Below are 16,160 nucleotides of genomic sequence, written 5' to 3'. Positions count from 1 at the left end.
ATGAGCGCATTTGATTCGCTGATTCTTGCAGCAGGTGACGTCCACGCACAAGTTAACTACCTAGCCCAGGGTGCCCAGGAAGGCCCGATGGGGCCTGAGTTTGGCAAGGCCTCGCCAATTGGCCTTCTCATCTTGGCGTTGATGGGTGCAGCCGTCTTGTTTGCGGGGTGGAATTTCCACCGTCGTTACTCGCGCTTTCGTCGTCGCACCATGTTCGCCCAAGACCACGGCATCGACCCTTTCGATGACCAGGCTGTCGACGCCGCGATGAAGGAAGCAGGCATCTTCGACCAGAGCAAGCGCTCCTTCTTGTAGGTCAATTGCGGCCTGTCCCTCGTCTTGGATTGTGTTTTAAGGACTAACCGTGAACTTCCTCAGCCAGTTGCTTTATCCCCTGTATGAGGCTCGCCTCACGCGCGCTATCAAGGGAACCCCGCAGCCCCGGCACGTCGCCATCATGGCGGACGGAAACCGCCGCTGGGCGCGGGAGGCTGGATTCACTGATATCAGCCACGGTCACCGCCAAGGTGCGAAGAAGATCAGCGAGATGATCTCATGGTGCAAAGACACCGATATTGAGGTCGTCACCATTTATCTTTTGTCCACGGAGAACTTGAAGCGCAGCACCCAAGAGGTGCAGCTTCTCTTCGACATCATCTCGGACGTTGTCACCCATCTTTCCAAGGGCGACTTGGACTGCCAGATTCGCTTGGTCGGCCATCTGGATCTCCTACCGGCTAAGGTCACCGAGCGCATGCGCCTTGCAGCGCAGGCAACTGAGGGTAATAAGGGCGTCATCGTTAACATCGCCGTCGGCTATGGCGGGCGTCAGGAAATCGTCGACGCCGTGCAAAACCTTATCCGTGATGAGGCCGGGAAAGGCCATAGCGCGGAGGAAATCGCGGGCAATGTTACCGCCGAGGCCATCACGAGCCACCTGTATACCAAGGGCCTTCCGGACCCAGATCTTGTCATCCGTACCTCCGGTGAGCAGCGCCTTTCCGGCTTCTTGCTGTGGCAGGCGGCGTATTCCGAAATCTGGTTCACCGATACCTATTGGCCGGCTTTCCGCCGCGTGGACTTCTTGCGCGCGCTGCGGGATTACTCACAGCGTTCGCGTCGCTTCGGCAAGTAGGGCCTCATCTACGCGCCTAGAAACCCCGTTTACTAGAGCTTGCGCATGCGTACCTTTTCCACCAAGTGGTGGGAACCCTTGCGCAAAACCAGGGAAGCGCGCGGCTTGGTGGGCAAAATGTTTTCCACCAAGTTGGGCAGGTTGATGGACTGCCAAATCTCGCGAGCCTGCGCGCGGGCTTCCGTATCGTTCATCTCTGCATAGGCAGCAAAGTGCGCGCCCGGCTCACGGAAGGCGGTATGCCGCAGGTGCAGGAAGCGCTCGATGTACCAATGCTCAATGTCATCAACGCGCGCATCGACGTAGACCGAGAAGTCGAAAAGGTCAGAGACCATTAGGGTAGGCCCAGTCTGGAGGACGTTTAGGCCCTCTAGGATAAGGATGTCGGGCCTTTGCACCACCTGATGTTCGTCAGGCAGGATGTCGTAGGAAATATGCGAATAGACCGGCGCTTTGACTTCCGCTTTGCCTGACTTCACGTCGGTGACAAAACGCATGAGCTTGCGCCGGTCGTAGGATTCCGGAAAACCTTTGCGCTGCATCAATCCGCGCTCATGGAGCACCTTTGCCGGATACAAGAATCCGTCAGTGGTCACTAGATCTACTTTTGGGTGGGTCTCCCAGCGCTGCAGAAGCAGCTGCAGAACGCGGGCAGTGGTGGACTTACCCACCGCAACGGAGCCTGCGACACCGATGACGAAGGGCACGTGGTTTGCGCTGTTTCCCAGGAATTCCTCCGTAGCAGCCGTGAGCTCCTGGCGGGCTGCTACCTGCAGATGGATAAGACGCGATAACGGCAAGTAAACGTCAGCGACCTCGTCTAGGTCGATGCGATCACCGATACCACGAAGCGCCTCGACTTCTGCAGCGGTGAGAACCTGGGGCATCGACAAGCGCCTTTGGCGCCAGGTTTCACGGTCGAAGTCAAGGTATGGACTGGAATCGGTTGCACGCGCCATGGCCACATTGTCGCACCTTATTTCTTTCTGGGGAAAACCTTGGGGGATGAAATGGTACTTTCGTCCCCCGCGTGGGGGCGTGGCAGTTAATATGTAGGGCAGGTTTGAAACGACCAGTTAAGCAACCGAGAAGGGAATCAACGCTTCCATGACTGCCAATAATTCCGCAGACGTGCGCTATCAGGAGATGCGCGAGCTGGATCCGGACGTTTTTAACGCCATCAACGGCGAAATCGCCCGCCAGCGCGAGACTCTCGAGATGATCGCCTCTGAGAACTTTGTTCCGCGTGCCGTTCTGCAGGCACAGGGCTCCGTTCTGACCAACAAGTACGCAGAGGGCTACCCGGGTCGCCGTTACTACGGTGGTTGCGAGCACGTTGATGTCATCGAAGATCTGGCACGTGAGCGTGCCAAGAGCCTCTTCGGTGCTGACTTCGCCAACGTGCAGCCACACTCCGGCGCTCAGGCTAACGCTGCGGTACTGTCCAGCCTCGCCGAGCCGGGCGATAAAATTCTGGGCCTGTCCCTGGCGCACGGCGGCCACCTCACCCACGGCATGAAGCTGAACTTCTCCGGCAAGCTTTACGACGTCGCAGCTTACGAGGTCGACCCAGAGACCATGCGTATCGACATGGATAAGCTGCGTGAGCAGGCTATCAAGGAGCAGCCGAAGGTCATCATCGCCGGTTGGTCCGCGTACCCACGTACTCTCGACTTCGCTGCTTTCCGCTCCATCGCGGATGAGGTCGGCGCAAAGCTGTGGGTCGATATGGCTCACTTTGCAGGTCTGGTTGCTGCTGGTCTGCATCCCTCTCCGGTACCGCACGCTGACGTCGTTTCCACCACGGTTCACAAGACCCTGGGCGGCCCACGCTCCGGCCTCATCCTGGCGAAGCAGGACTACGCTAAGAAGCTCAACTCCAGCGTCTTCCCAGGTCAGCAGGGCGGCCCTCTGATGCACGTCATCGCTGCAAAGGCAATCGCTTTGAAGATTGCAGCTTCGGAGGAGTTCAAGAACCGTCAGGAGCGCACCCTCGAGGGCGCACGCATCCTTGCTGAGCGCCTGACCGCATCCGATGCCAAGGCAGCCGGCGTTGACGTGCTGACCGGCGGCACCGATGTCCACCTGGTTCTGGCAGACCTGCGCAACTCTGAGCTCGATGGCCAGCAGGCTGAGGATCTGCTGCACGAGGTTGGCATCACCGTCAACCGCAACGCTGTGCCAAACGATCCACGCCCACCGATGGTCACCTCCGGCCTGCGTATCGGAACCCCTGCGCTGGCCACCCGTGGCCTCGATGCAGCAGCCTTCGAAGAGGTCGCTGACATCATCGGTACCGCACTCGCACAGGGCAAGAACGCTGATGTTGAGTCCCTGCGCGGTCGCGTTTCCAAGATCGCTGAGCAGTACCCGCTCTACGACGGTCTTGAGGATTGGAAGATGGTTTAAGACAGCCAAGCGCTACCCCGCGCATCTGCTGCCTATAAAATTCCGGTTATGAACCTGCTGATCGTAGATAACCACGATTCTTTTACCTTCAACCTCGTGGACTACGTTCGGCGGGTAACCGGGTGTGAGCCCACGGTTGTCCCGAATGACATCCCGTGGGCTCGCATTGATCTGGCGCTTTACGACGCCGCTATCATCTCGCCCGGGCCTGGTAGCCCGGCCAATCCGGCCGACTTGGGAATTAGTGCCAATGTGCTGCGTGAATTCACCGGCCCAATCCTCGGCGTGTGCCTTGGCATGCAAGCTATGGTGCACCTTGAAGGTGGGGAAGTGGGCCTGGCTTCCGCCCCGGCACACGGTATTGTTACTGAAGTAGACCACGATGGCTCTGGGCTCTTCGAAGGCCTTGCCAGCCCACATCGTGTGGTGCGTTACCACTCGCTGGTGGCCCACCGTGTTCCCGAATGCTTCGATGTGACCGCCACCTGCGCCGACACTTTTGGCACGACGCTCACAATGGCCATCGCGCACCGCACAAAACCCCAGTGGGGCGTGCAATTCCACCCGGAGTCACTGCTTACTGACTCTGGCCCGCAGCTCATCGAGAATTTCCTCGGCCTCGCCAGACGCTATTACGCACAGCAGTATTTCTGCGTACGCACTGTGGATATAGAAGTCTCACTCGAAGATGCAGCTCGTGCGCTGACCGGAAATGCCTTTTGGCTCGACTTTGGCCGCTTTAGCATTCTTGGCGATGACTCTGGTCACAGGTCCCGGCATCTCAGCTATAGCTGCCAGCCGGGCCAGGAATTCTTCGAAGTGGCTAAACGCGAGTATGAACGCCACGTTCTCCCCGCGCGCGTTGGCGCTCCGATTCCTGGTTGCGACTTCGCCTTAGGGTGGGTGGGCTACCTTGGCTATGAAGTCGGCGTCGAAAAGCAGCGCTTTGCTCAGTTCCAAAGGCATAGGTCACCGGGGCCAGACGCAGAGTTTATTTTCTGCGACCGGGCGATAGTGGTGGACCATGAACAGCGCAGAACTTATCTCTTAAGCTTCGCCGACGACAGTAAGTGGCAGCTTAAGCTTGCCATGGATTCGGCACCGCAAGCTCCGTGGCAAAGTCCTGGCCGGCTGGTTCACGGCGAGCAAGAATATCTAGAACGTATCGCTGCCGCTCAGGACTATATGGTGCGCGGCGAGTCTTATGAGGTGTGTCTGACCAATCGCATTGAGTTGGAGCCTGTGCCAAATCCCTTGGAGACCTTCCTCCAACTGCGCGCGGCTAATCCGAGCAAGCGCACCGGCTTCCTGGGGTTTGCCGGCAACGCGCTGCTATCGACGTCGCCGGAGCAATTCTTAAGCATTGACGCATGGCGAAACGTTTCCTCGACGCCAATTAAAGGAACGAGCCCGCGCGATACGGACCCAGAAATAGATGCGGCGAATGCGCGTAGTCTCCGGGGCGAAAAGACCACGTCGGAACTGCTCATGGTGGTGGACATGGTCCGCCACGACATAGCCCGCGCCTGCGACGATGTGCGGGTGCCCCATGGTTTTCAGGTGCACTCTTATTCCACGGTGCATCAACTCATGTGTGAGGTAACCGGGCGACTGAAGCAGCAGTCTAGCCCCATAGATGCGATTGAGGCCGCGTTTCCCGGCGGTTCCATGACCGGCGCGCCTAAAGAACGCACGATGCAGATAATTGATGAGATCGAGGACACCTGGCGCGGCGTCTACTCTGGCGCCTTTGGCTACCTTTCGCCGACCGGTACGGCGGATTTTTCCATGGTGATTCGCTCAGTGGTCAGCAACGAACGCGGCGCTTATTACGGTGTGGGCGGGGCAGTGCTGGCTGTAAGCGAGCCTTCCGCGGAGTGGGAAGAAACCATGGTCAAAGCGCGTCCGCTGTTTAATCAATTGGGCATGGCTCCAAGCGATCTTCACGCGCGGAAGGAACCACATGCTGAAAGCTCGGAGACCTTAGATGAATCACGTTGATTTCCGCCTGGTGGATTCTTTTCTGGTCCGTGAAGGGCGCGCTATCCGCCCGGACCTCCACCGCAAACGCTTCGGCGATGGCTATCCAGTACTCGGCGAAATCCCGCGGGAGGGGCAATGGTTTCCGCGAATTACAGAAAATGCTGTGGAATGGCGTCTAGCCCCGACGCTGCGCACCCACTCGACGTTGTGGGTTCCAGAGACTGTGGATCCGCGGGAGCATCCATTGCTTAAAGGCCCGGATTTGCCTAAGCTCGCGAAGCTAAGACAACAGGCCCGCGACCATGGTGCGGATGATGCGGTTTTGTTTTCGGCCAGTGGGGTTGTCCATGAGGCCGCAAATGCGGCAATCGTGTTCAAAGATGAGAAGGGTCTCGTGATAGGCCCACATGGTTCTGTTTTGCTCTCGACCACGGTGCGCGCCACCGTCGAGGCGGGGCTTATTGTTAAACCGCGCCGAGCGGAACTTACCGTGGAGGAAGCTCCTCAGCTGCCAGCCTGGTGTGCCAGCGCACTGCATGGTTGGACGCCGGTAACGAAGTGGCTCATCGGTGGTAAAACGCTTGCCGGAGCAGAGCACCCAGCATTGGGCAAACAATGTCAAAGCGCTGCGGAGCTCAACGAACAGTTGTGGCAGTCCGCCGTGCCACTGGCAGAAGACTATTCCTAGATTTTCTCAGCCCTTGGTTCTGCGTTGACGCTAGGGCCTTTAAGATTTAAGACTCGTTAGCAGGAGAGTCTTCAGAGGCAGGCTGCCCATTGCCGTCACGGTTTTCGGCATGTGCCTTGCGCGCAGCAGCCAGCCACTCCGGCATTTCTACCAAGAGTTCCTTGATCTCTGGAGTGGTCATCGGGCGGTCAAATTCGTTCTTCTTTAGAGAAGTAACGGAGATACCGAGCTTCTGTGCCACGACGGGGCGTGGGTGTGGGCCGTTCAGGCGCAGGTCGACCAACCACTGTGGTGGGTTGTCTTGCAGCTCGCGTAGCTCTGTATGGCTGACAGCGGAGTTCTGGAATTCCTCCGGGGTAGCGGGCAAGTAGATGCCGAGCTTCTTCGCTGCGGTTTGCGCACGCATCGCGGTGCCAGAAGGCTGTTTATTCATCTCATTCACTCTCCCTACGGTAGCAGCACGGCAGGGTAGGTGTCACTGCCTATAAAGTGCAGGAACTAGTACTGAGCAAGCAAGACAGTACTATTGGCTGCATGCTGCGACTAGTTTTTGCCACGGGCACCGAACCAGGAAAATGGTTTGAACGATACCGCTCCAACCCGGATTATGGGGAGCTAGTCACTTTAGACGCTGATGATGCTCTTGCAACTTTGCTAGAAGGCGAAGCCGACCTTGCCTTGGCCCGAATCCCCGCAGAGGGCGCGGATCCGCGCATCGACGATTCCTTCCATCTAGTGCGTCTATATGAAGAAGCCCCGGGAATTGCCGTTCCCAAGGATTCTGTTTATGCAGAAGTAGGCGAAGAGATTGAGCCCTCCGATGTTTCTGAGGAGCATCTGAACTACCGCATTGGCGACGACGCCCAGGTCGACGTCGAAGCAGTGCGTACAGGTCTTCAGGTGGTGGGCGCCAACGTGGGTATTGTCATTGCCCCGCGCCCATTGCTGAAGGTGCTCAGTAAAAAGCAAGTAGTGCCTTTGGCGTTCAACGATCCGACAGTGGCGCGCACTGCCATTGCTTTGGTCTGGCGTAAGGACCGCGATGGCGAGGACATCCAAGCATTTGTCGGGGTAGCTAAAGGACGAACCAAAAACTCCTCCCGCGGTACTGCCGTGAAGCTTAGCGCCCGCGAGAAATCTAAAGCGAAGCAAGCGCGCCGGGAAGCCGCGGCCAAGGGCCAAGGTGGCCAAGGAAAAGGTCAGCAAAGTGGCCAGAAAACGACAAGTTCTAGGTCACGGTCCGGTAACAAGCGGGCTGTTCAAGGCCGAAAAACCAATCCGTTACCAAAAAGTAAGAAATCCTCTCAGCGGCGAAAACGACGCAAATAAGGATATTTTCCGCCTAAATTGTTGAAAACTGGGTGGCTGCTGTGAGTGATCCGTGTATAGCGTTGATTGAGTTGCCGCAAGGCAGAAGCAGCAGAAGCAATTGACATTTTTAGAAAAGGATTACTAATCATGAACAAGATTTCCCGTCGTTTCGCCGCTGGCCTGACCGCAGCTTCCCTGTCCCTGGCAGTTGTTGCTTGCTCCGACGCTGAGGATGCAGCAAACAACGCTGGCGATGCCGCAAAGGACGCAGCAAGCCAGGCAACCGACAAGGCCGGTGACGCTGCTAAGGACGCCAAGGATAAGGCCGGCGAGGCTACCGACAAAGCTGGCGACGCTGCCAACGATGCCAAGGACAAGGCCGGCGATACTTCCGCTGATGCTTCCGACAAGATGAGCTCCGATGATTCCAAGGAAGGCGCAGCTTCCGGTGAGATGAAGAAGATCAACACCCCGGCTGGCGAGGTTGAGGTTCCGGCCGCTCTGGCTTCCGCAATCGATGAGAAGTCCGCTGAGTGGGGCGACGTTCAGGATGTAGAAAACTCCGAGAATGGTTCCCTGGCTACCTTCGCTGAGGACAAGCTGATTGCCTTCAACGAGGAGTCCGGCGCACAACCAATCATCGGCAAGATCGCTGAGACCTGGAAGGGCGAGGGCGGCCTGGCAAACAAGGTTGGCCTGCCTACCGCTCCAGAGCAGGCTGAAGGTAACGGCTGGGTTCAGGAGTTCACCAACGGCACCATCAAGTGGATGAAGGGTGAGTCCGGTAAGTACGAGGCTACCGTTGAGTAAATCTCGCTAATTTAATAAAGCCGGCTAGGTTTCTACCTAGCCGGCTTTTGTGATCACTGGTGGTCCTCATGGTTGCAGTACCAATTCACGAGCTTTTGGCTGGCATGAACCTTGCGTTTTCGCAATGTTCATCTTTCACCCATGTAATTTCAACCTTTGGCGCTTAGCTTGGGAAGAGATCAAGCAACACGATCTAAAGGGAGAACCCCGCAATCATGTCCAATCCTTCTGTTCTGACCGAGCCTATGAGCCCCAGTGCAGTGGCCACTAAGACCTACGTTATTGATACCTCAGTCCTCCTTTCTGACCCATGGGCCCTGCGCAAGTTCGCAGAGCACGAGGTCATCCTTCCCATCGTCGTCATCTCCGAATTGGAAGGAAAACGTCATCACCCTGAGCTTGGCTGGTTCGCCCGCCAAGCTCTTCGCTTTTTGGAGGACCTGCGTGGTGCATACGACGGTCTAGACCAAGCGGTTCCGGTCAACGTTGAGGGCGGAACCTTACGCGTTGAGCTAAATCATCAGGATCAGTCTTTGCTGCCATCCTCCTTCCGGGGTCCCGAAGGTGACCACCGCATTCTCGCTTGCGCACTCAACCTGGCGCACGAGGGCAAAGACACCGTGCTTGTGACTAAGGATGTCCCACTGCGTGTCAAGGCTGGTGCAGTTGGCTTGCAAGCCGACGAGTACCACGCGCAGGACGTAGTTCTTACCGGCTATACCGGCATGGCTGTGGTTCATACTTCTGCTGAAGTCATCGATGCTCTCTACCGTGATGGGGAAGTCATGGTAGACGGCGTACTGACTGAAGATGGCACTGCTATCGAAGAGCTTCCAGTTCACTGCGGCATCAAGCTGGACGCGGCAGGGCAGTCCGCGCTTGGCCGCATGACGGCAGAGGGCACCATCCAGCTCGTACGCGGTGATGTCAATGCGTTTGGACTGCAGGGCCGCTCCGCGGAGCAGCGCGTGGCACTTGACCTTTTGTCAGATCCCTCCGTGGGCATCATGTCCCTGGGCGGCCGTGCCGGCACTGGTAAGTCTGCGCTGGCGCTGTGCGCCGGCCTTGAAGCAGTCCTAGAGCGCGGTGAGCACCGCCGCATCGTGGTTTTCCGCCCCATGTATGCAGTGGGCGGGCAGACGCTGGGCTACCTTCCAGGTAGCGAGTCCGAGAAGATGAATCCGTGGGCCCAGGCCGTCTTCGATACCCTCGAAGGGCTTGTCTCTGACAACGTCATGGAGGAAGTCCATGACCGCGGCCTCCTTGAGGTTCTGCCGCTGACCCACATCCGTGGTCGGAGCTTGCATGATTCTTTCGTCATCGTCGATGAAGCGCAGTCACTTGAGCGCAACGTCTTGCTCACCGTCCTGTCTCGCTTGGGCAAGGGCTCGCGCGTGGTGTTGACGCACGACGTCGCCCAGCGTGACAATCTGCGCGTGGGCCGCCATGACGGTGTGCAGGCTGTCATTGAAAAACTCAAAGGGCATGAGCTATTTGCACACGTGACCCTCCAGCGCTCAGAGCGTTCTGCAATCGCCGAGCTTGTCACGGACTTACTCGAAAGCGAGGCTTAAGGTTAAACCGTCTTCCTTGATCGCGGCTAGCTAACTTTTTCCGGTTTATATAGCCGTACAGGTAGTTGTCTTGTAATAATGAATCACATGGCAGAAAACAAACCCGCGAAGAACTTTAAGATTCGACCTTTTGTTACGGCCGACTATCCCCAGATGCGGGCAATTTATGAAGAGGGCCTAAACACCGGTCACGCTACGTATGAAACGCGTTCTTTGACACTGGAGCAGTTTACCCGTGCAAAGATCATGTCCTCGGTCTTCGTTGCGGTTGAGGAAGACGATGATTCCAAGGTATTGGGCTGGGTTTCTGCAGCGCAGATTTCCTCCCGCTCAGTCTTCCATGGTGTGGTGGAAGATTCCATCTACATCAGCGCGGAGGCTCAAGGCCGTGGCATCGCCGGTGCCCTGCTCGATAAGCTCATCGAAACCTGCAAGGACCTCCACAAGTGGGCAATCCACGCGTGGATCTTCCCAGAAAACCAGGGTTCCGCAGGCCTACATAAGTCTCGCGGCTTCGTCAAGGTCGGTACCTACTCCCACATGGCGAAGATGACCTACGGCGAGATGGCCGGTCAGTGGCGCGACACCGACGTCTACGAGCTGCTGCTTCCGAAGCCAGATGAGCGGGAGCGAGGCAACAATAATTAGGACTTTTAGCTAGGCAATAGAGCTAGAAAAACTCGGCGGCGGGGAATGTACCGCGCATTATTGTCCTCATGACCTCGTCAATGTCGCGGCGTTGAGGTTGGCGCAATTGCTGAAGATATAAGAGAACTCCCGGTCTGAAATCGCTTCCTATTTCAGACCGGGAATTTTCTATGCAGGGTGTTGCCACCGGTATCATTGATGATGGAACCCCTGAGGGATAGAGTAAAAAGGGCAGATAAAAGCTGGAATTTCAATTCCTTCTTTCTCAGCGAGTGCGACCAGATAGTCGCGAGTGTGCCATACGTCGACCAGGCTAGCATTTAGAGCCAAGACTTCCTTGAGCAAGCCCGGGGGGATAGCCAAGGTTGTTTTCTAGGGTGGCGTCGTTTAGCGCAATGCGGGACTGGAGCTCACAGCGCTCCTCGCTAGTAGCCTTCGATTCTTTGTCTGGTGAGTGATATTTAAGAGATCTCTTCCTTAAGGTGCTCTTCCGTGATGGGAAGAACCAAAAGAAGGGCAACGATGGCCATAGGAACCATGAGCAAGATGACCGGAGTCAGGCCATCGTTGTAGGCGTTGAGGATGACGGACTGAATTGCATCCGGAAGGTGCGCAACCATGTTCGGGGTCAGGCGGGAAGAACCGCCCGTTGCGGAAGCGAACTGCTCAGCGTACTGCGCGCCCTCAGGGCCCATGGCCTTGATTGCAGCTGGCATGTTGGCTGCCATCTCATCCTTCATGTTGTGGATGAACAGGGATCCAACGAGGGAAGCACCAACTGCGGAACCAATCTGGCGGAAGAAGTTGTTGGCAGCCGTTGCGGTACCGACCAGCGCGATAGGGAAGGAGTTTTGCACGATGAGAACCAGAACCTGCTGCACAAAACCCAGGCCCACGCCGAAGACGAAGAACTCAGCACCGAGCTGAACCAGGGGCGTATCCACGGTCAGCTTGGACATCCAGAACAAAGCACCGGCGGTGATGATAAGGCCGATGATTGGGTAAATCTTGTAGTGGCCCGTGCGGGCGATGATGAAGCCAACGGCAGTCGAGGTGCCGATGAGGCCTACCATCATCGGAATCATCATGAGGCCCGCCTTGGTTGGGGTCAACGTATGAACCATCTGCAGGTAGGTTGGCATGTATCCAAGCACACCGAACATTGCCAGACCGAGGACAGTACCGGCTGCGGTGGTCAGAACCATGTTGCGGTTCTTAAAAAGGTGGACCGGAATCAGCGGCTCCTTGGCCTTTGCCTCGACGATCACGGTGATAATCGCGCCGACGACAACGGCGATGCCCAAGCCAATGATGATTGGGTCAGACCACTCGTATTGCGTGCCGCCCCAAGTAGTCATGAGGATGAGGGAAGCGGTGGTGATAGCGATGAAAGTAGCGCCAAGAGCGTCGAACTTACGCAGGTCAGTATCGCCAACGCGCAGGTGCAGCACGATGGTGCACACGGTAATGGCGAGCAGACCAAGTGGAATATTAATCCACAGACCCCAGCGCCAGCCCGGGCCGTCGGTGAACCAGCCGCCGAGGACTGGGCCCAGAACGGAAGAAAGGCCAAAGACGCCGCCCATGATGCCCATGAACTTGCCGCGCTCACGAGCAGTGGTGACCTCCGCGATGATGGACTGGGAGGAAATCATCATGAAGCCAGCGCCGAAGCCCTGGACAGCGCGGCCCAAAATGAGCCAGTTCATGTCATTTGCGAAGCCACCGATGGCAGAGCCGACGACGAAGACTGCGATGCCGCCGATATAGAGCCACTTGCGGCCCATCATGTCGCCCAGCTTGCCAGAGATTGGCATAGCGATGGTCATGGTGACCAAGAAAGCGGAGATAACCCAGCTCATGTGGTCGACGCCGCCGAGCTCGCCCACAATAGTAGGCAGGGCCGAAGAGAAAATCATTTGGCCCAAGGAGCTCATCAACATGGTGAGAACGAGGGCGGAGAAAACGAGAGCTACGTTGTTTTCTTTCTTTTCGTTTCCGCCAGCTTGTGCTGGCTGCGCCTCGCCGACGTTGTTAGTCGGCAACTTGGCGGTATCTACCATTTCAGTCCTTTCGTGAAAGTGATAAGGAGTGCGAGTGCATCATTGAACTTTTGCTCAAATGGTTGTTCGCAGCTGATTTCGGGGGAAGCGGTGGCAATCCAAAGCGCTTCTCTAACGGTGGCTCCGATGAGTAATGCTTCTGTCTCTGGCGCAACTTCTGGCATGAGCTGTAGCTGCGGTTCTTGCTTGAGGCGAAGCGTGATGAGTTCTGCAATCTCGGTTGACTTGGCGCGTTTGCGGCTAAACGACGCCGCGGCAGCATCTGGGTCGCTTGCTATGCGGCGCCGCCTTGCTGCAATTGCCTTGTCAGCGTGGTGCCCGTCCAAATGAGAAATGACAAGTTCCACGGTCAAACGCAGCAGGTTTTCCGTTGGAGTATCAAGGAAATATGCTCGTTGGTCTTGGGAAAATAGTGCGCTAGGGGCGCCCAAGACTGCGGAGTCTTTGGAATCGAAGTAGTTAAAGAATGTGCGCCTTGAAATCCCCGCTTTTTCGCAGATCTCCTCAATGGTGACTGCGGCGAAGCCTCGCTTGTCCACCAGGGAAGTGGCGGCGTCTTCGATACGCAGTCGCGTCTTGAGTCGCTTCTGCTCGCGTAGTGACATTTCTTCTTGCACGCTGTGTAACATTACACCCGGTGCAAGTTTGCACCAAGTGCAAACTTCGTGATTTTTGAGTCCCTGGCGCGCTTTCAGTGCGCTTGGTCACAAATGCTTTTGGGGTAGCAAAAAGCCTCCCGCTGTCATGCACTTGGGTGGGTACCCGAGCGGCAAGGCAGTGGGAGGCTAAAAAGTACTGCTTGAAAGTACCGTTAGGTGGAAAACTTAGAAGCTATCACGCTCGCGGTTGGTCATGGACAAGACGTCGAGGCGCTCGTCCAGCTCTTCCTCGGTGAGGTTCTCGCCGTCGACGAAGCCCAGGTCAATGACGGCCTCGCGGACGGTGATCTTCTCGTGCAGTGCGTGCTTAGCAGCCTTCGCTGCATTCTCGTAGCCGATCTTGGAGTTCAGCGGGGTAACGATGGAGGTAGAGGACTCAGCGAACTTCTTCATACGCTCCTCGTTAGCCTCGATGCCGTCGACGCACTTCTCAGCGAAGACGCGGGAGACGTTAGCCAGCAGGCGAGCGGACTCAAGGACATTGCGTGCCATGACCGGGATGAACACGTTCAGCTCGAAGTGGCCGTTGGCGCCGCCGAATGCAACGGCAGCGTCGTTGCCGATGACCTGGGCGGAAACCATGGTGGCTGCCTCGCACAGAACCGGGTTAACCTTGCCCGGCATGATGGAGGAACCTGGCTGCAGATCCTTCAGGTGGATTTCTGCCAGGCCGGTCAGTGGGCCGGAGCCCATCATGCGGATATCGTTGGCAATCTTGTTCAGAGATACCGCAACGGTGCGCATTGCGCCGGAGAACTCAACGAGTCCGTCGCGCGCCGCCTGAGCTTCGAAGTGGTTCTCTGCTTCCTTGAGCTGCTCAACGCCGGTGAGCTGCTTGAGCTCTTCGGTGACCTTTGCGCCGAAGTCAGCGGAGGTGTTCAGGCCGGTGCCGGTTGCGGTGCCGCCGATAGCCAGCTCGCCCAGGCGTGGCAGGGTGGCTTCGATGCGCTCGATACCGAGCTCGATCTGGCGTGCGTAGCCACCGAACTCCTGGCCCAGGGTGATCGGGGTTGCGTCCATCAGGTGGGTGCGGCCGGGCTTAACGACGTCCGCGAATTCCTTGGCCTTGGCGCTCAGGGACTCGTGTAGCACCTTCAGCCCTGGGATGAGGTCGTTGACAGCTGCCTCGGTAGCCGCAACGTGGGTTGCGGTAGGGAAGGTGTCGTTGGAGGACTGGCCCATGTTTACGTGGTCATTGGGGTGAATCTCTACGCCGTTGTTGTGGGCGATGGAGGCAATGACCTCGTTGGTGTTCATGTTGGAGGAGGTGCCGGAGCCGGTCTGGAAGACATCGATTGGGAAAGCAGCGTCGTGCTTGCCCTCAGCGATTTCCTTCGCTGCAGCGATGATTGCGTCAGCCTTGTCCGCATCGAGTGTGCCGGAATCCTTGTTGACCTGTGCGCAAGCTGCCTTCAGCAGGCCCAAAGCGCGAATCTGAGCGGCCTCAAGCCCGCGGCCGGAAATCGGGAAGTTTTCTACAGCACGCTGGGTCTGTGCGCGCCACAGAGCATCAACAGGAACCTTCACTTCACCCATGGTGTCGTGTTCAATGCGGTACTCAGTCATGAAATCCACCTCAAAATTATGTGTTGAATAAAGATGTTCATTTAGCGATTGTGTCGGGAGGGAGTCGGACTAACGTGTCCCTTCCGGCAGTAAACGCAATAATAAGATTTGTATCAACCGGCACCATAATGGTGCTGGAAGTCACGCCTCACTAAAACCAGTATGGACTAAATGGCGTGCGAATGTGCAAGGTGCACGTCCATGCTGAAAAGGGCGTGCACCAAATGCAAAAGCGGGGCTTTAAAAACCTTTAGGCATCCGCTGCGTTGGAGTAATCAATAACGGAGTACTCCTGCAGCTTGGCCAGCTTGTGTACGGAATCGATGTAGCGGATGGTGCCGGACTTGGAGCGCATAACCAGGGAACGGGTAGTGGCGCCGTTTGCACGGTAGGAAACACCGCGCAGCATGTCACCGTTGGTAACGCCGGTAGCAGCGAAGTAGCAGTTATCGGAGGAAACCAGATCGTCAGTGCTCAGAACGCGGTCCAAGTCGTGGCCAGCCTGACGAGCCTTTTCGGCTTCTTCCTCATCCTTCGGCCATAGCTTGCCTTGGATTTCGCCGCCCATGCACTTCATAGCGCAAGCGGTGATGATGCCCTCAGGGGTGCCGCCGATGCCCATCATCATGTCGATGGAGTTGGAATCTTGGCAGGTAGCGATTGCGCCTGCGACGTCGCCGTCCATGATGAGGCGAACCTTTGCGCCGGCAGCGCGGATCTGATCGATAAGGTCCTGGTGGCGCGGGCGGTCCAGTACAACGACGGTGAGGTCGGCAGCCTTGATGCCGAGCTTCTTAGCGACGGAGTTGATGTTCCACTCAACGGACTGGTTGATGTCGATTGCGCCGACGCCAGCTGGGCCGACAGCAATCTTGTTCATGTAGAAGACGGCGGACGGGTCATACATGGTGCCACGCTCTGCGGCAGCGATGACGGAAATAGCGTTCGGACGGCCCTCTGCCATCAGGCGGGTTCCGTCGACCGGGTCAACTGCGATGTCCATTGCAGCGCCCTCGCCGGTGCCCACTTCTTCGCCATTGAACAGCATCGGGGCTTCGTCCTTTTCGCCCTCGCCGATGACCACAACGCCGTTCATTGCGACGGAGTTGATGAGCTTGCGCATTGCATCCACAGCTGCGCCATCGCCCTCATTCTTCTTGCCACGGCCTACCCAGCGGCCGGAGGCCAAAGCTGCGGCCTCAGTGACGCGAACCAGCTCCATAGCGAGGTTGCGATCTGGCATGTAAGAAGTGTTTTCGGACATGTGTTTAGGCTGCCTTCCATTCTCTTTCTGTCTCGCCGCTGGAACCTTCC

15 protein-coding genes are annotated in these 16,160 nt (G+C 57.2%); 9 read left to right on the top strand and 6 right to left on the bottom strand.

Annotated elements, in window-relative coordinates; all coding sequences use genetic code 11:
- Nucleotides 1-315 (top strand): hypothetical protein, encoded by a 315-nt coding sequence (locus HMPREF3158_RS00460; protein ID WP_061921590.1) that lies wholly within the window; start codon nucleotides 1-3, stop codon nucleotides 313-315.
- A 49-nt stretch (nucleotides 316-364) separates the two neighbouring features.
- Nucleotides 365-1,135 carry an isoprenyl transferase gene (locus HMPREF3158_RS00455; RefSeq protein WP_062035523.1) on the top strand — a complete coding sequence of 257 codons (771 nt, stop codon included), beginning with the start codon at nucleotides 365-367 and terminating at the stop codon, nucleotides 1,133-1,135.
- 32 nt (nucleotides 1,136-1,167) lie between these two features.
- Here HMPREF3158_RS00455 and coaA read toward each other — a convergent pair whose 3' ends face one another.
- The gene (coaA, locus tag HMPREF3158_RS00450; RefSeq protein ID WP_062035522.1) at nucleotides 1,168-2,094 is read right to left on the bottom strand and encodes a type I pantothenate kinase; all 927 of its coding nucleotides are present in this window, start codon (nucleotides 2,092-2,094) and stop codon (nucleotides 1,168-1,170) included.
- A gap of 148 nt (nucleotides 2,095-2,242) precedes the next feature.
- On the opposite strand from coaA, the gene glyA reads away from it, so the two are divergent.
- The 3 genes from glyA to HMPREF3158_RS00435 are packed head-to-tail and all read left to right on the top strand — an operon-like array spanning nucleotide 2,243 to nucleotide 6,215.
- Entirely contained in the window at nucleotides 2,243-3,544 is a 1,302-nt protein-coding gene (gene glyA, locus HMPREF3158_RS00445; RefSeq protein WP_061921596.1) for a serine hydroxymethyltransferase, read from the top strand.
- A gap of 48 nt (nucleotides 3,545-3,592) precedes the next feature.
- A complete protein-coding gene (locus HMPREF3158_RS00440) occupies nucleotides 3,593-5,545 on the top strand; it encodes a chorismate-binding protein (protein ID WP_062035521.1) in 1,953 nt (650 codons plus the stop codon).
- A complete protein-coding gene (locus tag HMPREF3158_RS00435) occupies nucleotides 5,532-6,215 on the top strand; it encodes an aminotransferase class IV (RefSeq protein ID WP_062035520.1) in 684 nt (227 codons plus the stop codon). Before HMPREF3158_RS00440 ends, HMPREF3158_RS00435 begins: the two co-directional genes overlap by 14 nt.
- A gap of 46 nt (nucleotides 6,216-6,261) precedes the next feature.
- Here HMPREF3158_RS00435 and HMPREF3158_RS00430 read toward each other — a convergent pair whose 3' ends face one another.
- Nucleotides 6,262-6,648, bottom strand: coding sequence for a DUF5997 family protein (locus HMPREF3158_RS00430; protein WP_235591292.1), 387 nt, complete (start codon nucleotides 6,646-6,648; stop codon nucleotides 6,262-6,264).
- Nucleotides 6,649-6,749: 101 nt separating this feature from the next.
- Here HMPREF3158_RS00430 and HMPREF3158_RS00425 point away from each other — a divergent pair, with 101 nt between their 5' ends.
- From HMPREF3158_RS00425 to HMPREF3158_RS00410, 4 genes are all read left to right on the top strand, one after another.
- Nucleotides 6,750-7,544, top strand: a complete 795-nt coding sequence (locus HMPREF3158_RS00425; protein WP_070496863.1) for a LysR family transcriptional regulator substrate-binding protein — start codon at nucleotides 6,750-6,752, stop codon at nucleotides 7,542-7,544.
- Between the two features lie 129 nt (nucleotides 7,545-7,673).
- A complete protein-coding gene (locus tag HMPREF3158_RS00420; RefSeq protein WP_070496860.1) occupies nucleotides 7,674-8,336 on the top strand; it encodes an LGFP repeat-containing protein in 663 nt (220 codons plus the stop codon).
- 215 nt (nucleotides 8,337-8,551) lie between these two features.
- Nucleotides 8,552-9,910: a PhoH family protein gene (locus HMPREF3158_RS00415; protein WP_070496857.1), complete on the top strand. Its 1,359-nt coding sequence runs from the start codon at nucleotides 8,552-8,554 to the stop codon at nucleotides 9,908-9,910.
- 87 nt (nucleotides 9,911-9,997) lie between these two features.
- On the top strand, nucleotides 9,998-10,558 hold the full coding sequence (locus HMPREF3158_RS00410) for a GNAT family N-acetyltransferase (RefSeq protein WP_201057400.1): 561 nt from the start codon (nucleotides 9,998-10,000) through the stop codon (nucleotides 10,556-10,558).
- A gap of 461 nt (nucleotides 10,559-11,019) precedes the next feature.
- On the opposite strand, the gene HMPREF3158_RS00405 is transcribed toward HMPREF3158_RS00410, so the two are convergent.
- The 4 genes from HMPREF3158_RS00405 to glpX form a co-directional block, all read right to left on the bottom strand.
- Nucleotides 11,020-12,621 carry an MDR family MFS transporter gene (locus HMPREF3158_RS00405; RefSeq protein ID WP_070496854.1) on the bottom strand — a complete coding sequence of 534 codons (1,602 nt, stop codon included), beginning with the start codon at nucleotides 12,619-12,621 and terminating at the stop codon, nucleotides 11,020-11,022.
- Entirely contained in the window at nucleotides 12,615-13,238 is a 624-nt protein-coding gene (locus HMPREF3158_RS00400) for a TetR family transcriptional regulator (RefSeq protein ID WP_062039043.1), read from the bottom strand. The genes HMPREF3158_RS00405 and HMPREF3158_RS00400 overlap by 7 nt, the downstream gene beginning before the upstream one ends.
- A gap of 207 nt (nucleotides 13,239-13,445) precedes the next feature.
- Entirely contained in the window at nucleotides 13,446-14,846 is a 1,401-nt protein-coding gene (locus tag HMPREF3158_RS00395) for a class II fumarate hydratase (RefSeq protein ID WP_062035513.1), read from the bottom strand.
- A gap of 250 nt (nucleotides 14,847-15,096) precedes the next feature.
- Complete coding sequence (gene glpX, locus HMPREF3158_RS00390; RefSeq protein ID WP_062041384.1) at nucleotides 15,097-16,110, bottom strand: class II fructose-bisphosphatase; 1,014 nt, start codon at nucleotides 16,108-16,110, stop codon at nucleotides 15,097-15,099.
- Between the last annotated feature and the right edge of the window lie 50 nt (nucleotides 16,111-16,160).

This window comes from Corynebacterium sp. HMSC06G04 (genome assembly GCF_001807365.1).
Taxonomy (GTDB): Bacteria; Actinomycetota; Actinomycetes; order Mycobacteriales; family Mycobacteriaceae; genus Corynebacterium; species Corynebacterium simulans.
This window is presented reverse-complemented; position numbering and strand designations above follow the sequence as displayed.

Coding starts and splice junctions, on each gene's coding strand:
- HMPREF3158_RS00460 (WP_061921590.1), top strand. CDS start 1: ATGAGCGCATTTGATTCGCTGATTCTTGCAGCAGGTGACGTCCACGCA.
- coaA (WP_062035522.1), bottom strand. CDS start 2,094: ATGGCGCGTGCAACCGATTCCAGTCCATACCTTGACTTCGACCGTGAA.
- glyA (WP_061921596.1), top strand. CDS start 2,243: ATGACTGCCAATAATTCCGCAGACGTGCGCTATCAGGAGATGCGCGAG.
- HMPREF3158_RS00440 (WP_062035521.1), top strand. CDS start 3,593: ATGAACCTGCTGATCGTAGATAACCACGATTCTTTTACCTTCAACCTC.
- HMPREF3158_RS00435 (WP_062035520.1), top strand. CDS start 5,532: ATGAATCACGTTGATTTCCGCCTGGTGGATTCTTTTCTGGTCCGTGAA.
- HMPREF3158_RS00430 (WP_235591292.1), bottom strand. CDS start 6,648: ATGAATAAACAGCCTTCTGGCACCGCGATGCGTGCGCAAACCGCAGCG.
- HMPREF3158_RS00425 (WP_070496863.1), top strand. CDS start 6,750: ATGCTGCGACTAGTTTTTGCCACGGGCACCGAACCAGGAAAATGGTTT.
- HMPREF3158_RS00420 (WP_070496860.1), top strand. CDS start 7,674: ATGAACAAGATTTCCCGTCGTTTCGCCGCTGGCCTGACCGCAGCTTCC.
- HMPREF3158_RS00415 (WP_070496857.1), top strand. CDS start 8,552: ATGTCCAATCCTTCTGTTCTGACCGAGCCTATGAGCCCCAGTGCAGTG.
- HMPREF3158_RS00410 (WP_201057400.1), top strand. CDS start 9,998: ATGGCAGAAAACAAACCCGCGAAGAACTTTAAGATTCGACCTTTTGTT.
- HMPREF3158_RS00405 (WP_070496854.1), bottom strand. CDS start 12,621: ATGGTAGATACCGCCAAGTTGCCGACTAACAACGTCGGCGAGGCGCAG.
- HMPREF3158_RS00395 (WP_062035513.1), bottom strand. CDS start 14,846: ATGACTGAGTACCGCATTGAACACGACACCATGGGTGAAGTGAAGGTT.
- glpX (WP_062041384.1), bottom strand. CDS start 16,110: ATGTCCGAAAACACTTCTTACATGCCAGATCGCAACCTCGCTATGGAG.